This window comes from Streptomyces sp. CA-251247, assembly GCF_050952975.1.
Classification (GTDB): Bacteria; Actinomycetota; Actinomycetes; order Streptomycetales; family Streptomycetaceae; genus Streptomyces; species Streptomyces achmelvichensis.
This window is the reverse complement of the sequence record NZ_CP191861.1, coordinates 2,341,682-2,364,847: the sequence shown is the minus strand read 5'-3', so window position 1 is coordinate 2,364,847 and position 23,166 is coordinate 2,341,682. Positions and strand designations below refer to the sequence as shown.

The 23,166-nt window shown below is 71.9% G+C and carries 20 protein-coding genes; 11 read left to right on the top strand and 9 right to left on the bottom strand.

Annotated elements, in window-relative coordinates:
- Positions 1 to 4 precede the first annotated feature (4 nt).
- The 3 genes from ACQPWZ_RS10455 (at position 5) to ACQPWZ_RS10445 (ending at position 3,712) form a co-directional block, all read left to right on the top strand.
- Entirely contained in the window at positions 5 to 1,390 is a 1,386-nt protein-coding gene (locus ACQPWZ_RS10455; protein WP_433571167.1) for an HtaA domain-containing protein, read from the top strand.
- Between the two features lie 14 nt (positions 1,391 to 1,404).
- Positions 1,405 to 2,934, top strand: a complete 1,530-nt coding sequence (locus ACQPWZ_RS10450) for an HtaA domain-containing protein (RefSeq protein WP_433571166.1) — start codon at positions 1,405 to 1,407, stop codon at positions 2,932 to 2,934.
- 85 nt (positions 2,935 to 3,019) lie between these two features.
- On the top strand, positions 3,020 to 3,712 hold the full coding sequence (locus ACQPWZ_RS10445) for a PhzF family phenazine biosynthesis protein (protein WP_340472788.1): 693 nt from the start codon (positions 3,020 to 3,022) through the stop codon (positions 3,710 to 3,712).
- Here the strand turns inward: ACQPWZ_RS10445 and ACQPWZ_RS10440 are convergent.
- Positions 3,702 to 4,352, bottom strand: a complete 651-nt coding sequence (locus ACQPWZ_RS10440; protein WP_405569112.1) for a heme oxygenase (biliverdin-producing) — start codon at positions 4,350 to 4,352, stop codon at positions 3,702 to 3,704. The two genes, ACQPWZ_RS10445 and ACQPWZ_RS10440, sit on opposite strands and share 11 nt — an antisense overlap.
- A 116-nt stretch (positions 4,353 to 4,468) precedes the next feature.
- Positions 4,469 to 5,326 carry a type I methionyl aminopeptidase gene (gene map / locus ACQPWZ_RS10435; protein WP_313946678.1) on the bottom strand — a complete coding sequence of 286 codons (858 nt, stop codon included), beginning with the start codon at positions 5,324 to 5,326 and terminating at the stop codon, positions 4,469 to 4,471.
- Between the two features lie 88 nt (positions 5,327 to 5,414).
- On the opposite strand from map, the gene ACQPWZ_RS10430 reads away from it, so the two are divergent.
- On the top strand, positions 5,415 to 5,633 hold the full coding sequence (locus tag ACQPWZ_RS10430) for a hypothetical protein (protein ID WP_340472786.1): 219 nt from the start codon (positions 5,415 to 5,417) through the stop codon (positions 5,631 to 5,633).
- Between the two features lie 136 nt (positions 5,634 to 5,769).
- Here ACQPWZ_RS10430 and ACQPWZ_RS10425 read toward each other — a convergent pair whose 3' ends face one another.
- Together ACQPWZ_RS10425 and ACQPWZ_RS10420 are read right to left on the bottom strand one after the other, a co-directional pair.
- Positions 5,770 to 7,050 (bottom strand): MFS transporter, encoded by a 1,281-nt coding sequence (locus ACQPWZ_RS10425; protein WP_340472785.1) that lies wholly within the window; start codon positions 7,048 to 7,050, stop codon positions 5,770 to 5,772.
- Positions 7,051 to 7,112: 62 nt separating this feature from the next.
- Complete coding sequence (locus tag ACQPWZ_RS10420; RefSeq protein ID WP_340472784.1) at positions 7,113 to 7,718, bottom strand: hypothetical protein; 606 nt, start codon at positions 7,716 to 7,718, stop codon at positions 7,113 to 7,115.
- 95 nt (positions 7,719 to 7,813) lie between these two features.
- Here ACQPWZ_RS10420 and npdG point away from each other — a divergent pair, with 95 nt between their 5' ends.
- Together npdG and ACQPWZ_RS10410 are read left to right on the top strand one after the other, a co-directional pair.
- Complete coding sequence (gene npdG, locus ACQPWZ_RS10415; RefSeq protein WP_340472783.1) at positions 7,814 to 8,527, top strand: NADPH-dependent F420 reductase; 714 nt, start codon at positions 7,814 to 7,816, stop codon at positions 8,525 to 8,527.
- Between the two features lie 63 nt (positions 8,528 to 8,590).
- The gene (locus tag ACQPWZ_RS10410) at positions 8,591 to 8,767 is read left to right on the top strand and encodes a hypothetical protein (protein WP_327684576.1); all 177 of its coding nucleotides are present in this window, start codon (positions 8,591 to 8,593) and stop codon (positions 8,765 to 8,767) included.
- A 33-nt stretch (positions 8,768 to 8,800) separates the two neighbouring features.
- Here ACQPWZ_RS10410 and ACQPWZ_RS10405 read toward each other — a convergent pair whose 3' ends face one another.
- Entirely contained in the window at positions 8,801 to 9,595 is a 795-nt protein-coding gene (locus ACQPWZ_RS10405) for a site-2 protease family protein (protein WP_405569106.1), read from the bottom strand.
- A 125-nt stretch (positions 9,596 to 9,720) separates the two neighbouring features.
- Here ACQPWZ_RS10405 and ACQPWZ_RS10400 point away from each other — a divergent pair, with 125 nt between their 5' ends.
- A complete protein-coding gene (locus ACQPWZ_RS10400; RefSeq protein WP_433571165.1) occupies positions 9,721 to 13,092 on the top strand; it encodes an AfsR/SARP family transcriptional regulator in 3,372 nt (1,123 codons plus the stop codon).
- Between the two features lie 27 nt (positions 13,093 to 13,119).
- On the opposite strand, the gene ACQPWZ_RS10395 is transcribed toward ACQPWZ_RS10400, so the two are convergent.
- The 3 genes from ACQPWZ_RS10395 to panB form a co-directional block, all read right to left on the bottom strand.
- Positions 13,120 to 13,968, bottom strand: coding sequence for an ABC transporter permease (locus ACQPWZ_RS10395; RefSeq protein ID WP_383247398.1), 849 nt, complete (start codon positions 13,966 to 13,968; stop codon positions 13,120 to 13,122).
- A complete protein-coding gene (locus ACQPWZ_RS10390) occupies positions 13,965 to 14,978 on the bottom strand; it encodes an ATP-binding cassette domain-containing protein (protein ID WP_433571164.1) in 1,014 nt (337 codons plus the stop codon). Before ACQPWZ_RS10390 ends, ACQPWZ_RS10395 begins: the two co-directional genes overlap by 4 nt.
- Before the next feature lie 201 nt (positions 14,979 to 15,179).
- A complete protein-coding gene (gene panB / locus ACQPWZ_RS10385) occupies positions 15,180 to 16,040 on the bottom strand; it encodes a 3-methyl-2-oxobutanoate hydroxymethyltransferase (protein WP_356703554.1) in 861 nt (286 codons plus the stop codon).
- A gap of 159 nt (positions 16,041 to 16,199) precedes the next feature.
- Between panB and ACQPWZ_RS10380 the strand changes: the two genes are divergently transcribed.
- The 4 genes from ACQPWZ_RS10380 (at position 16,200) to ACQPWZ_RS10365 (ending at position 21,174) form a co-directional block, all read left to right on the top strand.
- Positions 16,200 to 17,798, top strand: coding sequence for an MFS transporter (locus ACQPWZ_RS10380; RefSeq protein ID WP_405569098.1), 1,599 nt, complete (start codon positions 16,200 to 16,202; stop codon positions 17,796 to 17,798).
- Positions 17,799 to 17,894: 96 nt separating this feature from the next.
- Complete coding sequence (locus tag ACQPWZ_RS10375) at positions 17,895 to 18,581, top strand: TetR/AcrR family transcriptional regulator (protein WP_433571163.1); 687 nt, start codon at positions 17,895 to 17,897, stop codon at positions 18,579 to 18,581.
- Between the two features lie 196 nt (positions 18,582 to 18,777).
- The gene (locus ACQPWZ_RS10370; RefSeq protein ID WP_340472777.1) at positions 18,778 to 19,800 is read left to right on the top strand and encodes an endonuclease/exonuclease/phosphatase family protein; all 1,023 of its coding nucleotides are present in this window, start codon (positions 18,778 to 18,780) and stop codon (positions 19,798 to 19,800) included.
- Positions 19,801 to 19,941: 141 nt separating this feature from the next.
- Entirely contained in the window at positions 19,942 to 21,174 is a 1,233-nt protein-coding gene (locus ACQPWZ_RS10365) for an MFS transporter (RefSeq protein ID WP_340472776.1), read from the top strand.
- On the opposite strand, the gene ACQPWZ_RS10360 is transcribed toward ACQPWZ_RS10365, so the two are convergent.
- Positions 21,143 to 22,897, bottom strand: a complete 1,755-nt coding sequence (locus tag ACQPWZ_RS10360) for an NAD+ synthase (RefSeq protein WP_340472775.1) — start codon at positions 22,895 to 22,897, stop codon at positions 21,143 to 21,145. The two genes, ACQPWZ_RS10365 and ACQPWZ_RS10360, sit on opposite strands and share 32 nt — an antisense overlap.
- Between the last annotated feature and the right edge of the window lie 269 nt (positions 22,898 to 23,166).

Sequence of the window (23,166 nt, the reverse complement as noted above, 5' to 3'; positions counted from 1 at the left end):
CGTCATGCTGCCCTTCAGACCGGCCCGCGCGTCCGCCGTGGCGCTTCTCGCGGTCCTGCTCGGAGCCCTGCTCCCGGCCGGTACCGCACAGGCGGCGGACCGCACGGTGCAGGGCGGCAGGCTGGACTGGGGCATCAAGTCCTCGTTCCAGCGCTATGTCACCGGTCCCATCGCGCACGGCAGTTGGCGGCTCACCAGCGGCGCGGCCACCGTCGGCGGCAGTCAGTTCCGCTTCCACTCCGCCACCGGCACCTATGACCCGGCCACCGGCTCCTTCACCTCCCGCTTCTCGGGCGGCGTGCACTTCCTGGGCCACCGCAAAGCCGACGGCAGCCATGAGCTCGATCTCGCGCTCAGCCGCCCCACGGTGAGAATCTCCGGCGGACAGGGCACGCTCTTCGCCGACATGGTCAGCAGGGCCCGGTCGACGGGCAGGGTCACCACGTCGAGCCAGGTCCCGTTCGCCTCGCTCAACCTCTCCGGCATCTCGATGAAGGGCGGCGCGGGGCCCATCGAACTGCGCACCGTCCCCGCCACACTGACCTCGCAGGGCGCCACCGCCTTCGCCGGCTACTACACCGCAGGCACCCCGCTCGACCCGATCAGCCTCCGCGTCGATCTCGCGCCCGCCCGCACCAAGCCCTCGGCGCGGCCGTCCGCGCCGTCCACCCCGCCGGCCGCCAAGGCCGGTGCGCTCCAGGACGCCGCCGTCGACTGGGGGGTTCGCCGCACCTTCCGCGAATACGTCACCGGCCCGGTCGCGCAGGGCCGTTGGACCCTCACGGACGGCGCGCAGGACGGCGGGGCGCTCTTCCGCTTCCCGCGCGGCAAGGGCAGCTACGACGCCGGACGCGGAACCCTCTCGGCGTCGTTCGCCGGTTCCGTCCGGTTCACCGGCGACGGACTCGACCTCCGGCTGAGCAAGGTCAGGGCCACGGTGTCGGCCGGCCGCGGCACGCTGACCGCCGATGTGGCGCGCGGCGGCGAGACGCTCGCAGCCGTGCCCCTGGTGACCTTCGCCGCCCCGCGTCTCGTACCGAAGAAGGGTCTCGCCGCCGTCTCCGAGGCACCGGCGACCCTCACCGCGCAAGGTGCCGCGGCCTTCGGGGGGATGTACGCCGCGGGCACGGTCATGGACCCGGTCTCGCTCGCCGTGACCGTGGACCGGGCCGCCCGCCTGCCCGCCCTGCCGGACCTCGGCAGCGAGGCGGCACCGTCACCGCGGCAGACCACGACCGCGCCCGCCACCGCCTCCCGGCCGGCGGCGGCCGCCGCCTCGTCCGACACCTCGTCCCCCACCGGGACCTACCTCGCCGTGGGCGCCGGAGCCCTCGCCGCCGCGGCCATCGCCCTGTATGTCGTCCGGCGCCGCCGGACGGCCCAGCACTGAGGAGACCAACGACCATGGCAGCCACTCGCCGCCCCATCACCCTCGCCGCCGCGACAGCCGTCGTGGCCGCGCTCGGCGCCACCGCCTTCGCCCTTCCGGCGCTCGCGGCCGGCAGCGGTTCCGCCGCCCCCGGCGCCCCGAAACTGGAACTGAAGGACGGCACCCTGGACTGGGGCTTCAAGCAGTCCTTCCGCTCGTACGTCACGGGCATGGCCAAGGGCACGATCGTGGCGGCGGACGGCGCCACCCAGGCGCCGGACAACGGCCCCTTCACCTTCACCGGCGGCACGGGCACCTACGACACCGGCACCCACGCCACCGACACCGCCTTCAAGGGCAATGTGCTGTTCTCCTCCACCGCTCACGGCTTCGCCATCAAGCTCGCCGACGTGAAGGTGCTGACCGCGGGCACCACCGGCAGCATCCAGGCCGACGTCACCCTCAACGGCACGACGCAGGACGACATCGCGGTGGCCGCGCTCGATCTGTCGAAGGTCGCCCCGGGGCAGGGCGAGGGCGGTGCCATGGTCTTCAAGGACATCCCGGCCGCGCTCACCGCCGAGGGCGCGAAAGCCTTCAACGGCATGTACAAGGAGGGCGACGCGCTCGACCCGGCGACCCTCTCTGTCAAGGCGGTGAAGCCGGCCCCGTCGGCCACGCCGAGCGTCACCCCGCCGGTGACGGCGACCCCGACGGCCACCGCGACCGCGACGACCGACCCCACCGCGACGCCGTCCCCCACCGACTCCGCGACCCGTGACCCCGAGAGCGGCGACGGCTCGGTCGTGGACGGCAATCTCGACTGGGGCGTCAAGAAGCGGTTCCGGGACTACGTCACGGGCCCGATAGCCCACGGCAAGGTCGAACTGTCCGGCGGCGCGGCGAAGTCGGGTGAGGGCTACCGCTTCCCCGAGGGCCGGGGCTCCTACGACGCCGGTACCAAGACCCTGGCAGCCTCCTTCGACGGCGGCGTCCGTTTCCTCGGTCACCTCACCGGCGGCCAGTACGTCCTCGATCTGAAGCTGAGCGGCGTCGAGGTCGAGGTGAACGGCACCCGGGGCGCCCTGGTGGCCGACGTCAGCACCAAGGACCGGGAGACCGGCAAGACCGCCACCTACCAGAACCTGGGCATCGCCTCGCTGACCGTTCCGGCCGGCGCGCTCACGGCGCAGGCGGACGTGGTGAAGCTGACGGGCGTACCGGCGAAGCTCACGGCCGAGGGCACCAAGGCGTTCGGCGGTATGTACCCGGCCGGTGAGGAACTGGACCCGGTCACGGTCGCGGTCTCCCTCGACGAGGACGCCGATCTGCCGGAGGGCTCCGGCGGCACGAGCGGCTCCGGCGGTTCCGCGGGCGGTTCGACGGAGGGCGGCTCGGCCGGGACGACCACCGGCGGCGGCACCGTCGGCGGCACGGGCGGCGCCCTGGCCTCCACCGGCTCCGAGGTCCCGACGACCGCGCTGGCAGCCGCCTCGGCGGGCATCGCGGTGGCGGGCGCGGCCGTGGTCTTCGCGATCCGGCGCCGGGAGGCGACCCGCTCCTGACCCACGGGTCCCCGAGTCAGCGGGCCGCACCGGCAGCACTCGCCGCCGGTGCGGCCCTGTCGTACCAGGATGCTTGAATGCCGGGGTGAACGAACTCGACGTACTGGACGTGCTCCACGTCTTCTGCGCGGCCGACGGGGACCACGGCAACACCCTGGGAGTCGTACGCGACGCCCGGGCCTTTCCCGACCCGGCGTCCCGGCAGGCGCTCGCGGCCGAACTGGGCTTCAGCGAGACCGTGTTCGTCGACGACCCCGAGCGCGGGGTCGTGGACATCTACACCCCCGGCCTCAGGCTCCCGTTCGCCGGGCACCCGCTCGTCGGAGCGGCCTGGCTGCTGGACCTGGAGGCGGTGAACCCTCCCGCGGGCGAGGTGTGGGCGCGCAGCGACGGCGAGTTCACCTGGATCACCGCCCGCGCCGAATGGGCACCGCCGCGCACTCTGCGGCAATGCGCCTCACCGGCCGAGGTGGACGCGCTGCCCGCGCCGCCGCCCGGTGAGGGCTGGCTCTACGCCTGGGCCTGGGAGGACGAGGCCGCGGGCCGGGTCCGGGCCCGCGCCTTCCCCCGGCGGGACGACGGCATCGTGGAGGACGAGGCGACCGGCGCCGCGGCCCTGCTGCTCACCGACCGCCTCGGACGCGCGCTGAACATCACGCAGGGCCGCGGGTCGCAGATTCTGACGGCCCCCGGCCCCGACGGCACGATCGAGATCGGCGGACGGGTGCGCCTTGCGACGCCCGTGCCGGCCGCCCGCCGGATCTCGCTCATGCGCTGAGCGGGAACTCCTCGCCGAGCTCGCGGAAGACGGCTCCGTTGAAGTCGAAGGCCCGCTTGCACTCCTCGACGATCCGCTTCTTCTCCAGCTCGTCGGCGTTCACCGCGTCCAGCAGTTCGCGGTATCCGCGCTTGAAGGCGGCCGGGTTGTCGATCTGCTCGAAGACGTAGAACCGGACCCCGTCGCCCTTGCGTGCGAAGCCCCAGGTCTTCTCGGCGCGGTCGCGGATGATCTGGCCTCCGGAGAGGTCCCCGAGGTAGCGGGTGTAGTGGTGCGCGATGTACCCGGCGGGCCAGGTACGGGCGCACTCCTCGACCCGGGCGGCGTACGCCTCGGTCGCCGGCAGCGGTGCGGCACCCGCGCGCCAGTCCGGGCCGCGCAGATGCGCGAGATCGCGCTCCAGTGCGGCGGTGCGCATCAGCTCCGGGCGGATGAAGGGCCCTGCCACCGGGTCGTCCTCGAGCGCGCCCGCGGCACCTTCCAGTGCCCGGTACACGAACCAGAGCTGTTCGGTGTAGCGGGCGTAAGCCTCGACACCCAGCCGGCCGCCGAGCAGATCGCTCATGAAGGGCGAGGTCTCGGCCTCGGTGTGCTGCTCGTGCGAGGCAACACGGATGAGTGTCGAGAATGGCGTGTCCAAGGCGGACCTCCGGGGGACCGATGGGGACGGGAACCGGTTATGATCCTGCTACTTAGGCTTACCTAAGTCAACTGGTTCCCGACGACCTGTCGGTAAAACGCTACCCCCGAACGGCGTCAGGGCAACGTGAGAATCTCTGCGCCGCTCTCCGTGACCACGAGCGTGTGCTCGAACTGCGCGGTCCGCTTGCGGTCCTTGGTCACCACGGTCCAGCCGTCGTCCCACATGTCGTACTCGTAGGTCCCCAGCGTGAGCATCGGCTCGATGGTGAACGTCATGCCCGGCTGCATCACGGTCGTCGCGTGCTGGGCGTCGTAGTGCGGAATGATCAGGCCGGAGTGGAACGAGGAATTGATCCCGTGGCCGGTGAAGTCACGGACCACGCCGTAGCCGAAGCGCTTGGCGTACGACTCGATGACCCGCCCGATGACATTGACCTGGCGGCCCGGCTTCACGGCCTTGATGGCCCGGTTGAGGGATTCCCGGGTCCGCTCCACGAGCAGCCGCGACTCCTCGTCGACGTCGCCGCAGAGGTAGGTGGCGTTGTTGTCGCCGTGCACCCCGTTGATGTACGCCGTGACGTCGAGGTTCACGATGTCGCCGTCGCGCAGGACGGTGGAGTCGGGGATCCCGTGGCAGATCACCTCGTTGACCGAGGAGCACAGCGACTTGGGGAAGCCGCGGTAGCCGAGAGTGGACGGATAGGCGCCGTGGTCGCACATGAACTCGTGCGCGACGCGGTCCAGTTCGTCGGTGGTCACGCCGGGGGAGATGTGCTTGGCGGCCTCCTCCATCGCCTGCGCGGCGATACGGCCCGCGATGCGCATCCGCTCGACGGTGTCGGCGTCCTGCACCTCCGGCCCGGTGTACGGGGTCGGCGCGGGCTTTCCGACGTACTCGGGGCGCCGGATGGAGCCGGGGACGGAGCGGGTGGGGGAGAGCTCGCCTGGTACGAGCAGCGACTGGCCAGACATGCCGCGAGTCTAACCGGGGGCCCGGCACGCTCCCCGGGCGTAGGGGGACGTCCTTGGGGCAGCATGGCGTCAGAGGAAGGAGCCGACGATGGCCCTGTTCAAGAAGCGTACGGCCGGCAAACCGGGCGAGTGGTTCTACTGCCTGGAGCACAAGAAGGTCGAGGAGGGCCCGGACTGCCCCGGGAAGGACCGCTTCGGCCCGTACGCGAGCCGTGAGGAGGCGACCCACGCGATGGAGACGGCGCGCGAGAAGAACCTCGAATGGGAGAACGATCCGCGCTGGCACGACGCGCCGAAGGGCGAGTAGCGGTCAAGGGGCTCGCGCCCGTTGTGCCGGGGCGCGGGCGCACGTGGGTGCGGGCTGTTCGCGGGGCTCCGCCCCGGACCCCGCGCCTCAATCGCCGGCGGGGCTGGAGTTGCCCGCGCAGCCCGTGCACGAAAGCTCACGCCTTCGTCAGTGCCTCCTGCTGCGCGCGGCGGCGCATCGCGTCCTCGTCCGTCGAGGCGTCGTACGTGATCAGCTTCGGGAGTACCGCGGCCAGCAGGCCGACCGAGGCCACGCAGGCCACGCCGCCGGACCAGATCGCGGCTCGTGTGCCCGTCCAGCCCGCCATCGCGCCCGCGCGGACCTGGCCCAGCTGCGGGCCGACGCTGTACGACAGCACTTCTATCCCCGCGAGCCGTCCCCGCAGCTCCTCCGGGATCGTCTGGTTCCAGATCGTCGAGCGGCCGAGGCCGCTGAGCATGTCGCCCGCGCCCGCGAACGCCAGGCACAGCAGTACCAGCCACACGTTCGAGAACCATCCCGCCGCCGCGATCGCCAGGCCCCAGGCCGCCGCGCCGAACACCACGAACAGGCCGTGCCGTCGCACGCGCGACGTCCAGCCGCTCGTCATGCTCAGGGCCAGTGAGCCCACCGATCCCGCCGCGTACATCAGGCCGAGCGACCACTCCGCGTCCAGGTCGTCCGCGAGAAAGGGGAAGATCGCGTTCGGGAAGGCGAAGAACATCGCGGCCAGGTCGATCGCGTACGTCCCCAGCAGCACCGGGCGGGACCACGCATAGCGCGCCCCCTCCGCGATGCCCCGCAGCGACGGCTTCTGGGCGTCGTGTGCCGCCGGGGCCGGTGCCAGGCGCAGACACAGCACCACGGACACCGCGAAACCGGCGACCGTGACGCCGTACGCCGTGGCGTGGCCCGCGTAGGCCACGACCAGACCCGCCAGCGCAGGCCCGGCGATCGCGCCCAGCTGGTAGCGCAGGGCGTTCAGCGCGGCCGCAGCCGTCAGCTGGTCGTGCGGGACGATACGGGCCATCAGTGAGTCGAGCGCCGGGCGTTGCAGACCCGCCAGCGCCGAGACGCCCGCCGCGACCAGGTACAGCGGCCACAGCATCGGGTCCGGCAGCATCGCGTTGACCAGCAGGACGACCGCCAGCACGCCGAGCCCGGCCTCCGTGCCGAGGATCAGTTTCCGGCGGTCGGCGGAGTCCGCGAGCGCCCCGCCGTAGAGGCCGAACACCACCAGCGGCACCAGCTCCACCGCGCCCATCACGCCCACCGCGAGCGGCGATCCGGTCAGGTCCTTGATCTGGAGCGGCAGGGCGATCATCGCCATGAAACTGCCGAAGTACGTGACCACGCCCTGCACCCACAGGAGGCGGAAGTCGCGGGACGAGCGCCACGGAGAGAGGTCGGGCAGCAGCGCCGAGAGCTTGGAGGTCACAGGAGGTCATGCTCCCCGCGGCCGGTAGCCTGCGGCAACCGAATTTCCTGTGAGGAGACGGACTACCAGCGAGGCGGCGGCGGCGAGGTCAGCTGGTCGGCGAGGCGCGAGAGCCGGTCCCGCAGGCTCCGCCGGCCGCGCGCCACCGGCAGGCTGTTCTCCCCGGCCGCCGCGCTCACCAGATGCTGCACGGTGTCCAGATCGACCTCGTCCGCGGCCGCCGTCACCGTCAGCGCCTCGTGCGCGAGCCCGTGCACCTCCGGGTCCCCGCCGTCCAGCGCCAGCACCGTCGCACCGGCCCGCCGGGCGTCGTGCACCCGCTCCAGCAGCTCCGCCTCCGGCTGCCCCGGCGCGACCACCAGCAGCGTCTCGCCGCGGCGCGCCGCCTCCAGCCGGCCGAGCCCGACCGCGAGCTGCGGCGGGTCCCCGGGCCGCACCCGGTGGCGTACCAGCGTGGGCGTCAGTTCCGGCTGCCCCGACCAGGCGGCCTCGTCCACCAGATGCGCCGCGAGATGCCAGGGCTCGTACGCCTCGGTTCCCACCAGCAGCAGCCCGCCGCCCTGCGGGACGACGGACGACCGCAGGACCCCGGCGAACCGCCGGGTCGCCGCCGGCCACCCGGTACCCGCCAGGACTTCGCGCAGCAGCGCGACGCGTACGGCATCCATGGCCCCGCATCCTGCCCGACACCCCGCGCCGGCGGGCGGGCTTCGGTGCGGCTCACCCGTTCGTGAGCCCGATACCAGCAAGTAAGGTCGGCTGCATGACTTCTACTGACAACGCAGGCACGGCGCCGAAGCCCGCGGCCAAGGACCCCTGGGACCTCCCGGACGTGTCCGGCCTGGTCGTCGGCGTGCTCGGCGGTACCGGGGACCAGGGGCGCGGGCTCGCCTACCGCCTCGCCCGGGCCGGGCAGAAGGTGATCATCGGATCCCGCGCGGTGGAGCGCGCCGAGGCCGCCGCCACCGAACTGGGCTTCGGTGTCGAGGGCGCGGACAACGCGGAGTGCGCGCGGCGCAGCGACGTGGTGATCGTGGCCGTGCCGTGGGACGGGCACGCCAAGACCCTCGAGACCCTGCAGAAGGAGCTCGCGGGCAAGCTGGTCGTCGACTGCGTCAACCCGCTCGGCTTCGACAAGAAGGGCGCCTACGCGCTCAAGCCGGAGGAGGGCAGCGCCGCGGAGCAGGCCGCCGCCCTGCTGCCGGACTCCCGGGTGACCGCCGCCTTCCATCACCTGTCCGCGGTGCTGCTCCAGGACGAGTCGATCGAGGAGATCGACACCGATGTGATGGTGCTGGGCGAGTCGCGCGAGGACACCGACATCGTCCAGGCGATCGCGGCACGCATCCCCGGGATGCGCGGAGTGTTCGCGGGCCGGCTGCGCAACGCCCACCAGGTCGAGTCGCTGGTCGCCAATCTGATCTCGGTGAACCGGCGCTACAAGGCACACGCCGGACTGCGCGTCACCGACGTGTAGTCGCGCGCGGGGCATGGGGGACACTGGGCGGGACGAATCACCCCCCGACAGGAGCCGTACCCCATGCCCCGCCTCGCTCTCTACGCCCTCATCTTCTGCGTGCTCGCCGTCGTGGCGGCCGTGGTCTCGTTCGTGCAGGGCAGCTGGCTCGGGATCCTCTGGGTGCTGATCGCCGGCCTCACCTCGAACATGGCCTGGTACTACTTCCGCCGTGCGAAGGCGGAGCGCGCCGCCCGCTGACCCGCGGGCCCCGGCCGCGCCGCCTCGCCACCGTCACGCCGGGCAGGCCTCGGGCGTCCCCTGCCAGAAGCGGTAGTAGTCCAGCCCGCAGCCCGGGAACCCGGTCTCGACGCCGAGCCCGCGCAGGATCGCGTCGACCGCGTCGAAGAACAGCCCGTTCACCTCGGGAATCCACAGCAGACCGAACACCGCGATCAGTCCGAACGGCGCGAACGGCTCCACCTGCCGGCGGATCTTGTACGAGAGCCAGGGCTCGATCACGCCGTAGCCGTCGAGGCCCGGCACCGGCAGGAAGTTCAGGATCGCCGCGGAGACCTGGAGCAGCGCGAGGAACCCCAGCGCGTACTGGAACACCGGCGGCACACCGTCCAGTGCGTCCAGCCAGAACGGGGCGGTGCAGGCGACCGCGAACAGGATGTTCGTCAGCGGTCCGGCGGCCGAGATCAGACTGTGCTTCCAGCGGCCGTGGATGCGGTTCCGCTCGATGAAGACCGCCCCGCCCGGCAGACCGATACCGCCCATGATCACGAACAGCACCGGCAGCACGATGCTGAGCAGCGCATGCGTGTAGGCGAGCGGATTGAGGGTGAGATACCCCTTCGTCCCGATGGAGATGTCGCCGCTGTGCAGCGCGGTACGGGCGTGCGCGTACTCGTGGAGACAGAGCGAGACGACCCAGGCCGAGGTGACGAACAGGAACACCGCGAGGCCCGTGCTCGCGGAGAACTCCGTCCACACCGCCCAGCCGGTCACCGCCATCACGGCGACGATGCCGAGGAACACGGGACTGATGCCCCGGCCGCTGTGGCGGGAGGTGGCGGTGGTCATGGGTGCGGCTCCTGGGGATGCGGGGACGTGCGGTCGACCGTACCGGTGACGGAAACAGAACGTTCCGCGGAGGCCCCGGGGTTCCTGCTGCACGGGTCCGCGGGCGCGGCAGGGACAATGGGCGGGTGCGCTTCTCGCTACTCGGCACCACTCAGGCATGGCACGACGACGGGACACCCGTCGCGCTCGGCGGTGCGCGGCTGCGGACGCTGCTGACCGTCCTGGCGCTGCGGCCCGGTCGTACGGTCCCCGTCGCCACCCTGGTGGACGAGGTGTGGGACGGCGATCCGCCGGCGGATGCGGTCGGCGCGGTCCAGGCGCTCGTGGGCCGGCTGCGCCGGGTGCTGGGCCGCGACGCGGTCGCCTCACCCGAGGGCGGCGGTTACCGGCTCTGCGCCGACGGGGACGACGTGGACCTGCACCGCTTCGACCGGCTGGCGGGGGAGGGGGCGCGGGCGCTGGAACGGGGCGACCCGGTCAAGGCCGCGGCCCTCCTCGACGACGCCCTCGCGCTGTGGCAGGACCCGGTACTCGCGGACCTGCCCGCACGTGCGGCCGAGACGGCCCGCTGGGAGGCCCGCCGCCTCGACGCCCGCCGCACCCGCCTCGCGACGGCGCTGGCCCTCGGCCGCGCCGAGGAGGCGCTGCCGGAGCTGGTGGCGCTCTGCGAGGCCCACCCGATCGACGAGTCGCTCCAGGCGCTGCGGCTGCGCGCCCTGCGGGCCACGGGCCGCCCGGCGGAGGCGCTGGCCGCGTACGACATCGTCCGCAGATCCCTCGCCAACCGTCTGGGTACCGACCCGGGCCCGGAACTCCGTTCCCTGCACGCGGAGTTGCTCGCGGATCCGGGCCCTCCCGAGACTCCCGCGCACACAGCGGGCCCGGGGCGGCCGGACGCGGACGGTACGGATGCCGGGCCCCTGCGCGACGCGGGGAACCTCCGCGCCCGGCTCACCTCCTTCGTCGGCCGCGACGCCGACATCGGTGCCATCCGCCAGGACCTCGGCGCCGCCCGGCTCGTCACCCTCCTCGGGCCCGGCGGGGCCGGGAAGACGCGGCTGTCGCAGGAGGCCGCCGAGCATGCCGCGCCGCACATGGCGTGGCCCGACGGCGTCTGGATGGCCGAACTCGCCCCCGTGGACGACCCCGACAACGTGCCGGACGCCGTTCTCACCGCCCTCGGTGCGCGCGAGACCGTGCTGCGCGGCGCCGGTGCGGAGGAACTGCGGGCCGCCGAGCGGCACGGCGACGATCCGCTCGTCCGGCTCGTCGAGCACTGCTCGCACCGCCGCATGCTGCTGCTCCTCGACAACTGCGAGCATGTGATCGAGGCCGCCGCCGTGCTCGCCGAACGGCTGCTCCAGACCTGCCCGGGCCTCACCGTGCTCGCCACCAGCCGGGAACCCCTCGGTGTTCCGGGCGAGTTGGTGCGACCGGTGGACCCGCTGCCCGACCCGATGGCGCTGCGGCTCTTCGCGGACCGCGGCACGGCCGCCCGTCCCGGTTTCCGGATCGAGGACGACGAGGCGGCGGCCGCGGAGATCTGCCGCCGCCTCGACGGACTGCCGCTGGCCATCGAACTCGCCGCTGCCCGCCTCCGTATGCTCACCCCGCGGCAGATCGCCGACCGTCTCGACGACCGGTTCCGGCTGCTGACCGGTGGCAGCCGCACCGTCCTGCCCCGCCAGCAGACCCTGCGCGCCGTCGTCGACTGGTCCTGGGACCTGCTCGACGACGCCGAACGGACCGTCCTGCGGCGGCTGTCGGTCTTCGCCGGCGGGTGCGACCTGGCCGCCGCCGAAGCGGTCTGCTCCGGTCCGCAGGACGCCGGCCCGGATGACGCAGGCCCCGGTGGGCCGGGTGCCCGCCCGGCCCACCCCGGTGACGTCGCCGACAGCCTCGGATCCCTCATCGACAAGTCGCTCGTCGTCGCCGCCCCCGCCCCGGACGGCCCGATGCGCTACCGCCTCCTGGAGACCGTCGGGGAGTACGCCGCCGAGCGCCTCGACGAGGCCGGCGAGCGGGCCGCCGTGGAGCGCCGGCACCTCGTCCACTACCGCGAGGTGGCCCGCACGACGGACCCGCTCCTGCGAGGTTCGGAGCAGCGTGCCGCCATCGACCTCTTCGAGCGCGAGTACGAGAACCTGCGCACCGCCATGCGCCGGGCCGTCGCCGCGCGTGACGAGCAGGAGGCGCTGCACGTCGTCCTCTCGCTGGCCTGGTACTGGCAGATGCGGGACCTGCGTTCGGAGGCCCGGCACTGGTCCACCGCCGCCGGCGCGCTCGGCCCGGATCCGTTCCTGCCGCCGGCCGAGGCCGCGCCGCCGGTCTTCGAACGGTTCACGGACGCCCCGCCGCCCATGGGGCCCGAGCTGCTCCAGGAGGCCCGGCGCTGCGTCGCACTCATGCGCATGGTCTTCATGAACCACGACCTCGACGCGTGGACCACGCCCGAGGCCATGGACTGGCTGCACAGCGTCACCCGGGTCTACGCCCCCGGCCTGCCGCAGACCTGCCGCTCGCCCGGCGCGCTGTGGTTCTTCGCCGTCCTGATGACCGGTGACATCAACAGCCTGAAGGCGCTGCTGGACGAGACCGTCAGCGCCTGCCGCGCCTACGGCTACGAGTGGGAGCTCGCCGCCGCACTCCAGAACCGCGCCAACGTCCTGGCCAACCGCACCCATTGGGCCGGCGACGCGGCCCGCGACGCGGACGAGTCGCTGGAGATCTTCGTCCGGCTCGGTGACGCCTGGGGCGCGGCCGAATCCCTCTCCGCGCGCGGCGAGGCGCAGGAGCGGCGCGGCGAGTACACCGGCGCGGCCGAGGACTTCCGGGCGGCCATCGGATACGCCGAACAGATCGGCGCCCAGGCACAGGTGGCGGTCCTGCGGTGCCGGCTCGCCGGGATCATGATGGAGATCGGCGAGGGCGAGCGGGGTGAGCAGATCATCCGGGAGGTCCTCGCCGAGCACCGTGGTCTGGAGAACGAGTCGAGAGCCGTCGCGCGGCTCTTTCTCGCCCTGCGGCTCGGCAGCACCGGCCGCAGCGAGGAGGCGCGTGTCGAGATCGGCCACCTGTTGGAGCAGTTCCGCTCCAACACCCTGGCCATCTTCGAGGGCATGGTGATCGGATTCCTCGCCTGGCTCGATCTCGTCGACGGCTTCTACCCCAAGGCCGTGGAGGGCGCGCGCATGGCGCTGGAGCGGGCACGCGACCCGCTGAGCATGATGGTCGCCCCGCAAATGGTCTCCATGCATCTGGTGACGGCCGCCCGGGCGGTCGCCCTGGACCGGCCGGAACGGTCGGCGGACGCCGCCCGGGTGCTCGCGGTGGCCGACGCCCATCTGCCGCCCCGTCACTTCGCGGCCCTGCACGAGCGGGAGAACCGCGCCGAGTGCGAGACGGTCCTGCGCGGACAACTCGGGGACGAGGGCTACGAGCGCGCCTATGCCGAGGGCGGCGGCCTCACCGTGGACGAGGCCGCCGCCCTGATCTGATCCGCCGGCCCCACCGGGCCGCCGGGCTCAGGTCTTCTTGCGGAACTTGGCGACCGCGAGCGGCGCCGTCACCACCGTGACGGCGGCGGCCCAGGCGAGCGTCATCCACACCGAGTGGGCGACCGCGCCGCCGTTGATCAGGGCCCGTGCCGCGTCCGCGAGATTGGACAGCGGGTTGTAGTCGGTGAAGCTCTCCAGCCAGCCGGGCATCGTCGTCGGCGGGGCGAAGATCGACGACCCGAACTGGAGCGGCATCAGTACGAGCATGGCCACTCCCTGGACGGCCTGAGCCGTCTTCATGGTGAGACCGAGCAGAATGAAGATCCACATCAGCGAGGCGCCGAAGACCGTGGACAGACCGATCGCCGCGAACAGGTGCAGCACCGAGGTCTTGATCTCCAGGCCGAGCGCGAAGCCCATGCCGAGCAGGATCGTGGTGGCGACCAGCATCCGGCCGACCTCGACGACGATCTTGGCGATGAGCACCGAGGACCGTGCGATGGGCATGGACCGGAAGCGGTCCATCACGCCCTTCTTGAAGTCGTCGTTGACACCGGTGCCGACAGCCATGGCGATGTTCATGCCCATCATGGCCATCAGGCCGGGGATCACGTAGTTGACGTACGCGTCCTGGTTGCCCTTGCCGGAGATCGCGCCGCCGAAGACGTACACGAACAGCAGGGTGAAGATGATCGGCATGAGCACGGCGTCGAACATCGACTCCGGGTCCTGCTTGATCTGGAGCGCGTTGCGGCGCACCAGGGCGCCGATGTGGCGCAGATTGCCGCGCAGGCCGATCCGGCCCTCGCCGGCCGGCGCCTCCGGGCGTCGGGCGGGCGCCTCGGTGGGCGCGGGGGTGGCAGTTGCCGTGCTCACGCGGCGACCTCCTCTTCGGTCGTGTCGGACACGGACGTCTTCTCGCCCGTGATGGCCAGGAACACCTCGTCGAGGCTGGGCAGATGGGTGCCGATGTGTGCGATGCCGAAGCCGTGCGAGCCCATCACGCCGACGACGGCGGTCAGTTGGGCGTCGCTGAGGATCGGTACGTACAGCAGTCCCTCGTCGGGCACGACCGTGGCGCCGGAGACGCCGTCGAGTCCTGCCTCGGCGAGGACCCGCGCCATCGCGGACAGCTGCGCGGTGTCGGACGGCCGGATCTGCAGGGTGCGTCCGCCGACCTTGGCCTTGAGCTCGTCCACCCGGCCGTTGGCGATGACCCGCCCGCGGTCGATGACCGTGAGCTCGTTCGCGAGCTGCTCGGCCTCTTCCATGTACTGGGTGGTGAGCAGGACGGTCGCCCCCTCCGCGACCATCCGCTGGACCTCGTCCCAGACCTCGTTGCGGGTCCGGGGGTCGAGTCCGGTCGTCGGCTCGTCCAGATAGAGCACGGCCGGCTGCCCGATCATCGAGGCGGCGAGGTCGAGACGCCGGCGCATACCGCCGGAGTACTGCATCGCGGGCCGCTTCGCCGCGTCGGTGAGCGAGAAGCGCTCCAGCATCTCGTCGGCGCGCTGCCGTGCGGCCCTGCGCGGCAGATCGAGCAGCCGCCCGATCATGTAGAGGTTCTCCCAGCCGGACAGCTTCTCGTCGACCGAGGCGTACTGACCGGTGAGTCCGATGGTGCGGCGCAACTGCCGCGGCTGCTTCACCACGTCGTAGCCCGCCACGACCGCGGTGCCGGCGTCGGGGGTGACGAGGGTGGAGAGGCAGCGTACGAGTGTGGTCTTGCCGGCGCCGTTGGGGCCGAGCACACCGAGCACGGTGCCCTCGCGGACGTCCAGGTCCACCCCGTCCAGCGCCTTGGTCTCGCCGTAGTGCTTGACCAGCCCCCGCACCTCGACGGCGTTGTCCTTGCCGCCGTCAGGGTTCTTGTCGATTCGCGTCATGGCGTCAACCATGCAGGGTCCCACCGACAGCTCGCCGACAAGCCGCCGACACCTTGTCGACGGCTGGTCGACGGCCGGTGTCCGACTGCTCGCGGGCGACGCGGGCCGGGCCCCGGGCCGAACAGCAGCAATCTGACGTGGGCATGCCGACAGCCCGCCGACGGGGGAAGATCGGCGGGCTGTCGTCTGTGCCGGGAGTGGCTAGTGGAAGGTGTGCTCTTCCTGCGGGAACGCGCCGCCGACGACATCGTCGGCGAAGGCCTTCGCGGCGTCGCCGAGCGTCCTGCGCAGATCGGCGTACTGCTTGGTGAAGCGCGGCACCTTGCCGCCCGTGAGACCCGCCATGTCCGTCCAGACGAGGACCTGGGCGTCCGTGTCCGGACCGGCGCCGATGCCGATCGTCGGGATGTGCAGGGACCGGGTGACCTCGGCGGCCAGCTCCGCGGGGACCAGTTCGAGGACGACCGCGAAGGCGCCCGCGTCCTGGGCGGCCTTGGCGTCGCGCAGCAGCCGGTGCGCCGCCTCGTCGCCGCGGCCCTGTACCCGGTAGCCCATGGTGTTCACGGACTGCGGGGTCAGGCCCAGGTGCGACATCACGGGGATGCCGGACTCGACGATCAGCTCGGTCTGCGGCAGCGAGCGCTCGCCGCCCTCCAGCTTGACCGCGCCGACGCCCGCCTCCTTGACCAGCCGGGTGGCGTTGCGCAGGGCCTGGACGGGCCCCTCCTGGTACGAACCGAACGGGAGGTCGCCGACGACGAGGGCGCGGCTGGTGCCCCGGACGACCGCCGCGGAGAGCAGGGTCATCTCGTCCATCGTGACCGGCACGGTGGTGTCGTAGCCGAGGTGGGTGTTGCCCATGGAGTCGCCGACGAGCATCACGGGGATACCTGCCTCGTCGAAGACGGAGGCGATCATCGCGTCGTAGGCGGTCAGCATGGGCCACTTCTCGCCGCGCTCCTTGGCGGCGGTGATGTCGTGGACCGTGATGCGGCGAGTGCCCTTGCCGCCGTACAGCGCCTTGCTGCTGTCGGTGGGCTTCTGGGCAGCCTGAAGCGTCATGGCTAACGGCTCCTTCGTCATCTCGAGGCACCCTGACGGCGTCCCCGGATCAGCTCCATGGTGGCACCTCGTGCCGTCCGGACGGAAGGGGAGGGGGCCGGCCGGGTGTCGCCCTGCTATACGAGACGATTTCGTATCGAAATGGGATATTCTGCGCCGATGGCCACACCGCCGGGTCGTGTCGCACCCTCTGTCCCCGAGATCGTCCACCGTCGACGCTGGGCGATCCTCACCGTCCTGACGTTCAGCATGCTCATCGTGGTGCTGGACAACTCGATCCTGAATGTGGCGGTCAAGACGATCGCCACCCCCGCACCCACGGGCATCGGCGCCACCCAGAGCGAGCTCGAGTGGGCGATCAACGCCTACACGCTCGTCTTCGCCGGCCTCCTCTTCACCGCCGGCCTGGTCGGCGACCGGCTCGGGCGCAAGAACGTGCTGCTCCTCGGCGTCCTGGTCTTCGGCACGGGCTCCGCGCTCGCCGCCTTCTCCGCCACCCCCTCGGAACTCATCGTCTACCGGGCGATCATGGGCCTCGGCGCCGCCTTTGTGATGCCTGCCACGCTCGCCGTCCTGATGAATGTCTTCGAGCGCGACGAGCAGGCCCGGGCCATGGGGATCTGGACGGGCAGCGTGGGCGTCGCCATCGCCATCGGCCCGTTCACCGGCGGAGTGCTCCTGGAGCACTTCTGGTGGGGCTCGATCTTCCTGATCAACGTCCCCGTCGTGATCGTCGCGCTGGTCACGATGGCGATCCTGGTGCCCGACTCCAAGGACCCGAATCCCGGCCGTCTCGACCCCGTCGGTGTGCTGCTGTCCATCGTCGGCCTGGTGCTGCTGGTGTACGGCATCATCCGCGGCGGCGAACTCGCCGACTTCACCGCGGCGTCCGTGCTGCTCCCGCTGGTCGGCGGCCTCGTCGTGCTGGCCCTCTTCGTCCTGTACGAGAAGCACATCGACCATCCGGCGCTGGACCTCTCCTGCTTCGCCAAGCCGGCCTTCTCCGCGGCGATCGCCGCCATGGCGCTGGTCTTCTTCGCGGTGATGGGTGTGACGTTCTTCTCCGCCTTCTACCTCCAGAGCATCCGCGGCTACAGCCCGCTGCGCGCCGGCATGCTCGTGCTGCCGCTCGCCGTCGCCCAGGTGGTCTTCGCCCCCCGGGCCCGGCTTGTCGTCGACCGGTTCGGCGCCCGTCCCGTCTGTGCCGTCGGCATGGTGATGGTCGCGGCCGGACTCGCGGCCTTCGTGTTCTTCGACGCGTCCACGCCCCTGTGGGTCGTGGAGTTCATGCTGTTCGTCCAGGGCGTCGGAATGGCGCACATCATGCCGCCGGTCACGCTGTCCGTGATGCAGGCGCTGCCCCGCGAGAAGGCCGGCTCCGGCTCCGCGATCAACAACACCTTCCGCCAGGTCGGCGGAGCGCTCGGTGTCGCCGTCCTCGGCTCGCTGCTGTCCACGCGCTACCGCAGCGAGATCGAGGGGCACCTGCTGAGCGTTCCGGCGGACGCCCGGAGCGCGGCCGGGGAATCGATCGAGGCCACCCTCGGCGTGGCGGACACCATGGGTCCGGCCGGCAAGGCGCTCGTCGGCCCGGCGCAGGACGCCTTTCTCGACGCCATGCATCTGACAGCGGCCTGTGCGGCGGCTGTGGCCGTCGCCGGAGCGGTCGTCGTGGCGCTCTTCCTGCCGGGCAGGGACCCGGCCCGCCAGGCCCCCGAGCCCGACGCGCTGCCCGAGCGGGAGGGCGCCGGACGCTGACCCGCGGCCCGGCGGCGAACGGACGGCGACGTTGGCGAACCGGCGGCGGCGAACCGGGTGGCGGCGGCGGTGACGACAGTGAGAGGCGGTGCGGACATGCCCGTGCAGGACGACCGGGCGCGCCCCGGCCGGGAGTCCCGCGGCCCCGCACGGGCCGCGCGTCACGCCGAGCCCCGCACCGCCGGCGGCTCCGCGCCGGTGGTCCGCCGCGGCCGGCCGCGCAGCGAGGCGGCGGAACGGTCGATCGTCGAGGCCGTGGTGACCCTGCTGGAGGAGGGTCTGCCGCTCTCCGAACTCTCCGTCGACCGCATCGCCCGTACCGCCGGCGTCGGCAAGGCCACCATCTACCGCCGCTGGGAGGGCAAGGAGGCGCTGTTCGTCGACGTCGTCCGGTCCATCGAGCCGGTGGACCCGCCGCTGCCCGGCACGTCGGTACGGGACGATCTGGTCGCGATGGTGGAGAGCGTGCGCCGGCGCGGACTCGCCAAAGGGTCCTCGGCCCTGCTGCACAACGTCTTCGCCCAGATGCAGAGTTACCCCCGGCTCTGGGACATGTATCACCGCACCTCGGTGGCCCCCCGGCGTCGCCGGATGGACGAAGTGCTGCGCCGGGGCGTCGAGATGGGCGAGATCCGTGACGACATCGACGTCGATCTGCTCGGTGACCTGTTCCTCGGTCCGATGCTCATACGGACCGTGCTGCGGTCCGGCGGAACGCCGGGCGCCGGCAGTGCGGAACAGATGGTCGACGCGGTGCTCGCAGGGGTCCGCAGGCCCGTGTGACACGCCGGGCCCAGGTGTTGCCCGAAGTGTGCGTGTTCTGTCACAGCGCCCCAACCTGGCCTGATACCAGGAACCCCGGGCGCCTCACTGTCGTCTCCGAAACAGTACGGCCGCCCCGGGGCGGCAGGGAAAGTACCGTCATCGCCTAGTGTCGACGCCGAGGCTGGTGTGACGGCAAGGCAGTGAGGACAGCTCCATGGTGCAGGCGTACAAGACGGAGACCGGGAACGGCGGCCCGGGGGACCGGTTCAGCTCATCCCGGGTCCGGCGCCTGCTGGAGCGCTGGCGGGGCGACAGCGGCATCTGGCGGCGCGGTCTTCTCCTCGCGTCGTGCGCCGTGGTGATCGCGCTGCTGATGATCCTGCACGCGCAGATGCCCAACAGGATCGGGAACCTCGGCAGTCTCGCGGAGACGTTTCTCCCGTGGCTGGGCGTGTTCATCCCGGTGATCCTCGTCGCCGCCGTGTGGCGGCGTTCTGCCAGCGCGCTGATCGCCCTGCTGCTCCCGACCATCGTGTGGCTGAACCTCTTCGGCGGGCTGCTCACCGACAAGTCGGTCGGCGGCGGCGATCTGACGGTCGCCACGCACAACGTGAACGCGGGCAATCCGGACCCCGGGGGCACCGCGCAGGACGTGGCCGCCTCGGGCGCGGACGTCGTGGCGCTCCAGGAACTGCCCCAGGGGCAGGTCTCCACCTACGAGGAAGCGCTCGCCGGGACGTACAAGTACCACTCGGTGCAGGGCACGGTCGGCCTGTGGAGCAAGTACCCCATGAGCGACACCGCGCCCGTCGACATCAACATGGGCTGGACGCGCGCGATGCGCTCCACCGTGCAGACCCCGCAGGGCGCGGTCGCGGTGTACGTGGCCCACATGCCCTCGGTGCGGGTGAAGCTGAACGCCGGCTTCACCGCCAATCAGCGGGACAACAGCGCCGACGCGCTCGGCATGGCGATCGCCCGCGAGCCGGTTGCCAGGGTGGTGCTGCTCGGCGACCTCAACGGGACGATGAACGACCGCTCGCTGAAGGCCATCACCTCGCAGATGCGCTCCACCCAGGGAGCGGCGGGGGACGGCTTCGGGTTCAGCTGGCCGGCGTCGTTCCCGATGGCGCGGATCGACCAGATCATGGTGCGGGGGATCGACCCGGTCTCGTCGTGGACGCTGCCGCAGACGGACAGCGACCACCTGCCGATCGCGGCGCGGGTCAGGTTCTGACCGCGGTCCGCGGGGCCTTCCGGGGTCCCCGGAGGGCCTTTGGGGACCCCGGACCGAAACCCGGCGTTCACCCCGGGGGACCCAGCACGTGAGACCCTTTGTTCAGTAAAGGAACTTACGCGTTGTGAAAGGCCCACCCCCATGCCCCTGGCGCTGCTCGCGCTTGCCGTCTCCGCCTTCGGCATCGGCACCACAGAATTCGTCATGATGGGCCTGCTGCCCAACGTCGCCGACGACCTCGGCACGTCCGTCCCCACCGCGGGGTATCTCGTCTCCGCGTACGCGATCGGTGTCGTCCTCGGCGCGCCCCTGCTCACCGCCCTCGGCTCACGCGTCCCGCGCAAGAAGATGCTGCTGCTCCTGATGGCGCTCTTCGTCGTCGGCAACCTCGCCTCCGCGCTCGCCCCCGGCTTCGGATGGCTCGTCGCGGGCCGGGTGCTCGCCGGCCTTCCGCACGGTGCCTTCTTCGGCGTCGGCGCCGTCGTCGCCGCCCGGCTGGTCGCCGACGGGCGGCAGGCGCGGGCCGTGGCCACGATGTTCCTCGGCCTCACCGTCGCCAACATCGTCGGCGTTCCCGCCGCCACCCTGCTCGGCCAGCACCTCGGCTGGCGCGCCACCTTCCTCGTGGTCACCGTGATCGGACTGGTCGCCATGGCGGCGCTCGCCCGGCTCGTCCCGCGGATACCCATGGACGACCATCAGAGCCTCGGCCGGGAGATGCGCGCCCTCGGCAACCGCCAGGTGCTCCTCGGCCTGCTCACCGCCGTCTTCGGCTTCGCGGGCGTCTTCGCCGTCTACTCGTACCTGGCCTCGATGACCACCGAGGTCATGGGCTTCGGCGAGTCCTCCGTCACCCTCGTCCTCGCGCTGTTCGGCATCGGCATGACGCTCGGCGCCCTGGCCGCGGGACCGCTCACCGACCGGGCACTGCGCCCCACGCTGTACGGATCGCTCGCCGCCCTCGCGATCGTGCTGGTGGCCTTCCGCTTCACCGTGCACCACCAGGCGGCCGCCCTGGTCACCGTCGTCGTCCTCGGCGCGGTCGGGTTCATGACCACGACCCCGCTGCAGATGCTGGTGATGAACAAGGCCAAGGACGCCCCGACCCTGGCCTCCGCCTCCAACCACTCCGCCTTCAACCTCGCCAACGCGGGCGGCGCCTGGCTCGGTGGCGCGGCCATCGCGGCGGGCTGGGGCTGGACGTCCCCGATGCTGGTCGGCGCCGTGCTCGCGGTGGCCGGACTGGGCATCGCCGCGGCCGCCGGACTGCTGGACCGTACGGCGAAGGGGACCTCCCGCGTCATTGCCGCGGGAAGTCCCCCTCCGTCCGGACGGCGCGAGGTCAGCCGGTCGTCTCGCGCCAGCGGTTCGTGATCGGCAGCCGCCGGTCCTTGCCGAAGCCCTTCGCCGAGATCTTGGTGCCCGGCGGGTACTGGCGTCGCTTGTACTCCGCCGTGTCCACCATCCGCAGCGTCTTCGCCACCAGTTCCTCGTCGAACCCGGCCTCGACGATCGCGTCCTTGCCCTGGTCCCGGTCCACGTACATCGCGAGGATCCGGTCCAGCACGTCGTAGTCCGGCAGCGAGTCGGTGTCGACCTGGCCGGGACGCAGCTCGGCGCTCGGCGGCTTGCTGATCGAGGCCTCCGGGATCGGCGGCACCTGACCGCGCTCCTCGGCGGCGCGGTTGCGCCACCGCGCGAGCCGGAACACGGTCGTCTTGTAGACGTCCTTGATCGGTCCGTACGCGCCGACCGAGTCGCCGTACAGCGTCGAGTACCCCACCGCCAGCTCGGACTTGTTGCCCGGCGCGAGCACGATGTGGCCCTCCTGGTTGGACAGGGCCATCAGCATCGTGCCGCGCAGCCGTGACTGGAGGTTCTCCTCGGCGAGGCCGGTGAGGGAGAGCGAGCCCATGTACGCGTCGAACATCGGCTCGATCGACACCGTGCGGAAGTTGAGCCCCGTGCGGCGGGCCAGCTCGGCGGCGTCGCCCTTGGAGTGGTCCGAGGAGTACTTCGACGGCATGGAGACGCCGTACACGTTCTGCGCGCCGAGCGCGTCGCAGGCGATCGCGGCGACGAGCGCCGAGTCGATACCGCCCGACAGTCCGACCAGCACCGAACGGAAGCCGTTCTTGGCGGCGTACGCGCGCAGGCCCACGACCAGAGCGGAGTAGACCTCCTCGTCGTCCTCCAGGCGCTCGGCGTACCCGCCCGGCACCTCCGCCTCGTACGCGGGCAGCGGGTCCTCGGAGAGGACGACGTGGTCGATCCGCAGCCCGTCGTCCACCACCCCCGACGGCGCCTCGCCCGCGGCGGGCAGCTCCAGGTCGAGGACGACGCAGCCCTCCGCGAACTGCGGTGCACGCGCGACGACTTCACCCCGCGCGTCGACCACGATCGAGTCACCGTCGAAGACCAGCTCGTCCTGCCCGCCGATCATCGCCAGGTACGCGGTGGTGCAGCCGGCCTCCTGGGCGCGCTTGCGCACCAGCTCCAGCCGGGTGTCGTCCTTGTCCTGCTCGTACGGCGAGGCGTTGATGGAGACCAGCAGCCCGGCACCGGCGGAGCGGGTGGCCGGTACCCGTCCGCCGTCCTGCCAGAGGTCCTCGCAGATCGCGAGCGCGACGTCGACGCCGTGCACCCGGATCACCGGCATCGTGTCGCCGGGCATGAAGTAGCGGAACTCGTCGAAGACGCCGTAGTTGGGCAGGTGGTGCTTGGCGAACGTCAGCACCACCTCGCCCCGGTGCAGTACGGCGGCGGCGTTCCGCGGCGCCCCCGCTGGCTGGCCGTACTTCGGCTGGGCGTGCTCGGCGCGGTCGAGAAACCCGAGGATCACGGGCAGTTCGCCGAAGCCCTCGTCGTCGAGCCGCACCGCGAGTGCCCGCACGGCGGCCCGGGACGCCTCCACGAAGGACGACCGCAGGGCCAGGTCCTCCACGGGGTAGCCGGTCAGCACCATCTCGGGGAAGGCGACGAGGTGCGCCCCCTGCTCGGCGGAGTGCCGGGTCCAGTGCACGATCGCCTCGGCGTTGCCGGTGAGGTCGCCGACGGTCGAGTCGATCTGATTCAGAGCGAGACGTAGTTGAGGCACGCGGCCCAGTGTAATCGTCTTTCTGACGCGATGTCCTGTGAGAGGAAGATGATGCGCTGTAGCGCGGGGGTGAGAGGTGCCACAACGTCGTGCCGTTGCGGGACACCGGCCGCACCCGCTCGTCCGCACGGACCGGGCGGCGCCGGCCGGGGGTGCAGGGCGGCCGTCGAACGCCCTGTGGTCCGCCGGCTGCCGGCCGGCCCCAGGTCGATCGTGCGGTCGGGCCTCTTCGGCGTGCGGGCGCACCGGGGGCCGTTGATCATGGCCCC

Coding starts and splice junctions, on each gene's coding strand:
- ACQPWZ_RS10405 (WP_405569106.1), bottom strand. CDS start 9,595: ATGACCACCGCCACCTCCCGCCACAGCGGCCGGGGCATCAGTCCCGTG.
- ACQPWZ_RS10455 (WP_433571167.1), top strand. CDS start 5: ATGCTGCCCTTCAGACCGGCCCGCGCGTCCGCCGTGGCGCTTCTCGCG.
- ACQPWZ_RS10370 (WP_340472777.1), top strand. CDS start 18,778: ATGGTGCAGGCGTACAAGACGGAGACCGGGAACGGCGGCCCGGGGGAC.
- ACQPWZ_RS10365 (WP_340472776.1), top strand. CDS start 19,942: ATGCCCCTGGCGCTGCTCGCGCTTGCCGTCTCCGCCTTCGGCATCGGC.
- ACQPWZ_RS10390 (WP_433571164.1), bottom strand. CDS start 14,978: ATGACGCGAATCGACAAGAACCCTGACGGCGGCAAGGACAACGCCGTC.
- ACQPWZ_RS10450 (WP_433571166.1), top strand. CDS start 1,405: ATGGCAGCCACTCGCCGCCCCATCACCCTCGCCGCCGCGACAGCCGTC.
- ACQPWZ_RS10410 (WP_327684576.1), top strand. CDS start 8,591: ATGCCCCGCCTCGCTCTCTACGCCCTCATCTTCTGCGTGCTCGCCGTC.
- ACQPWZ_RS10375 (WP_433571163.1), top strand. CDS start 17,895: ATGCCCGTGCAGGACGACCGGGCGCGCCCCGGCCGGGAGTCCCGCGGC.
- npdG (WP_340472783.1), top strand. CDS start 7,814: ATGACTTCTACTGACAACGCAGGCACGGCGCCGAAGCCCGCGGCCAAG.
- ACQPWZ_RS10420 (WP_340472784.1), bottom strand. CDS start 7,718: ATGGATGCCGTACGCGTCGCGCTGCTGCGCGAAGTCCTGGCGGGTACC.
- ACQPWZ_RS10430 (WP_340472786.1), top strand. CDS start 5,415: ATGGCCCTGTTCAAGAAGCGTACGGCCGGCAAACCGGGCGAGTGGTTC.
- map (WP_313946678.1), bottom strand. CDS start 5,326: ATGTCTGGCCAGTCGCTGCTCGTACCAGGCGAGCTCTCCCCCACCCGC.
- panB (WP_356703554.1), bottom strand. CDS start 16,040: ATGACGCTTCAGGCTGCCCAGAAGCCCACCGACAGCAGCAAGGCGCTG.
- ACQPWZ_RS10380 (WP_405569098.1), top strand. CDS start 16,200: ATGGCCACACCGCCGGGTCGTGTCGCACCCTCTGTCCCCGAGATCGTC.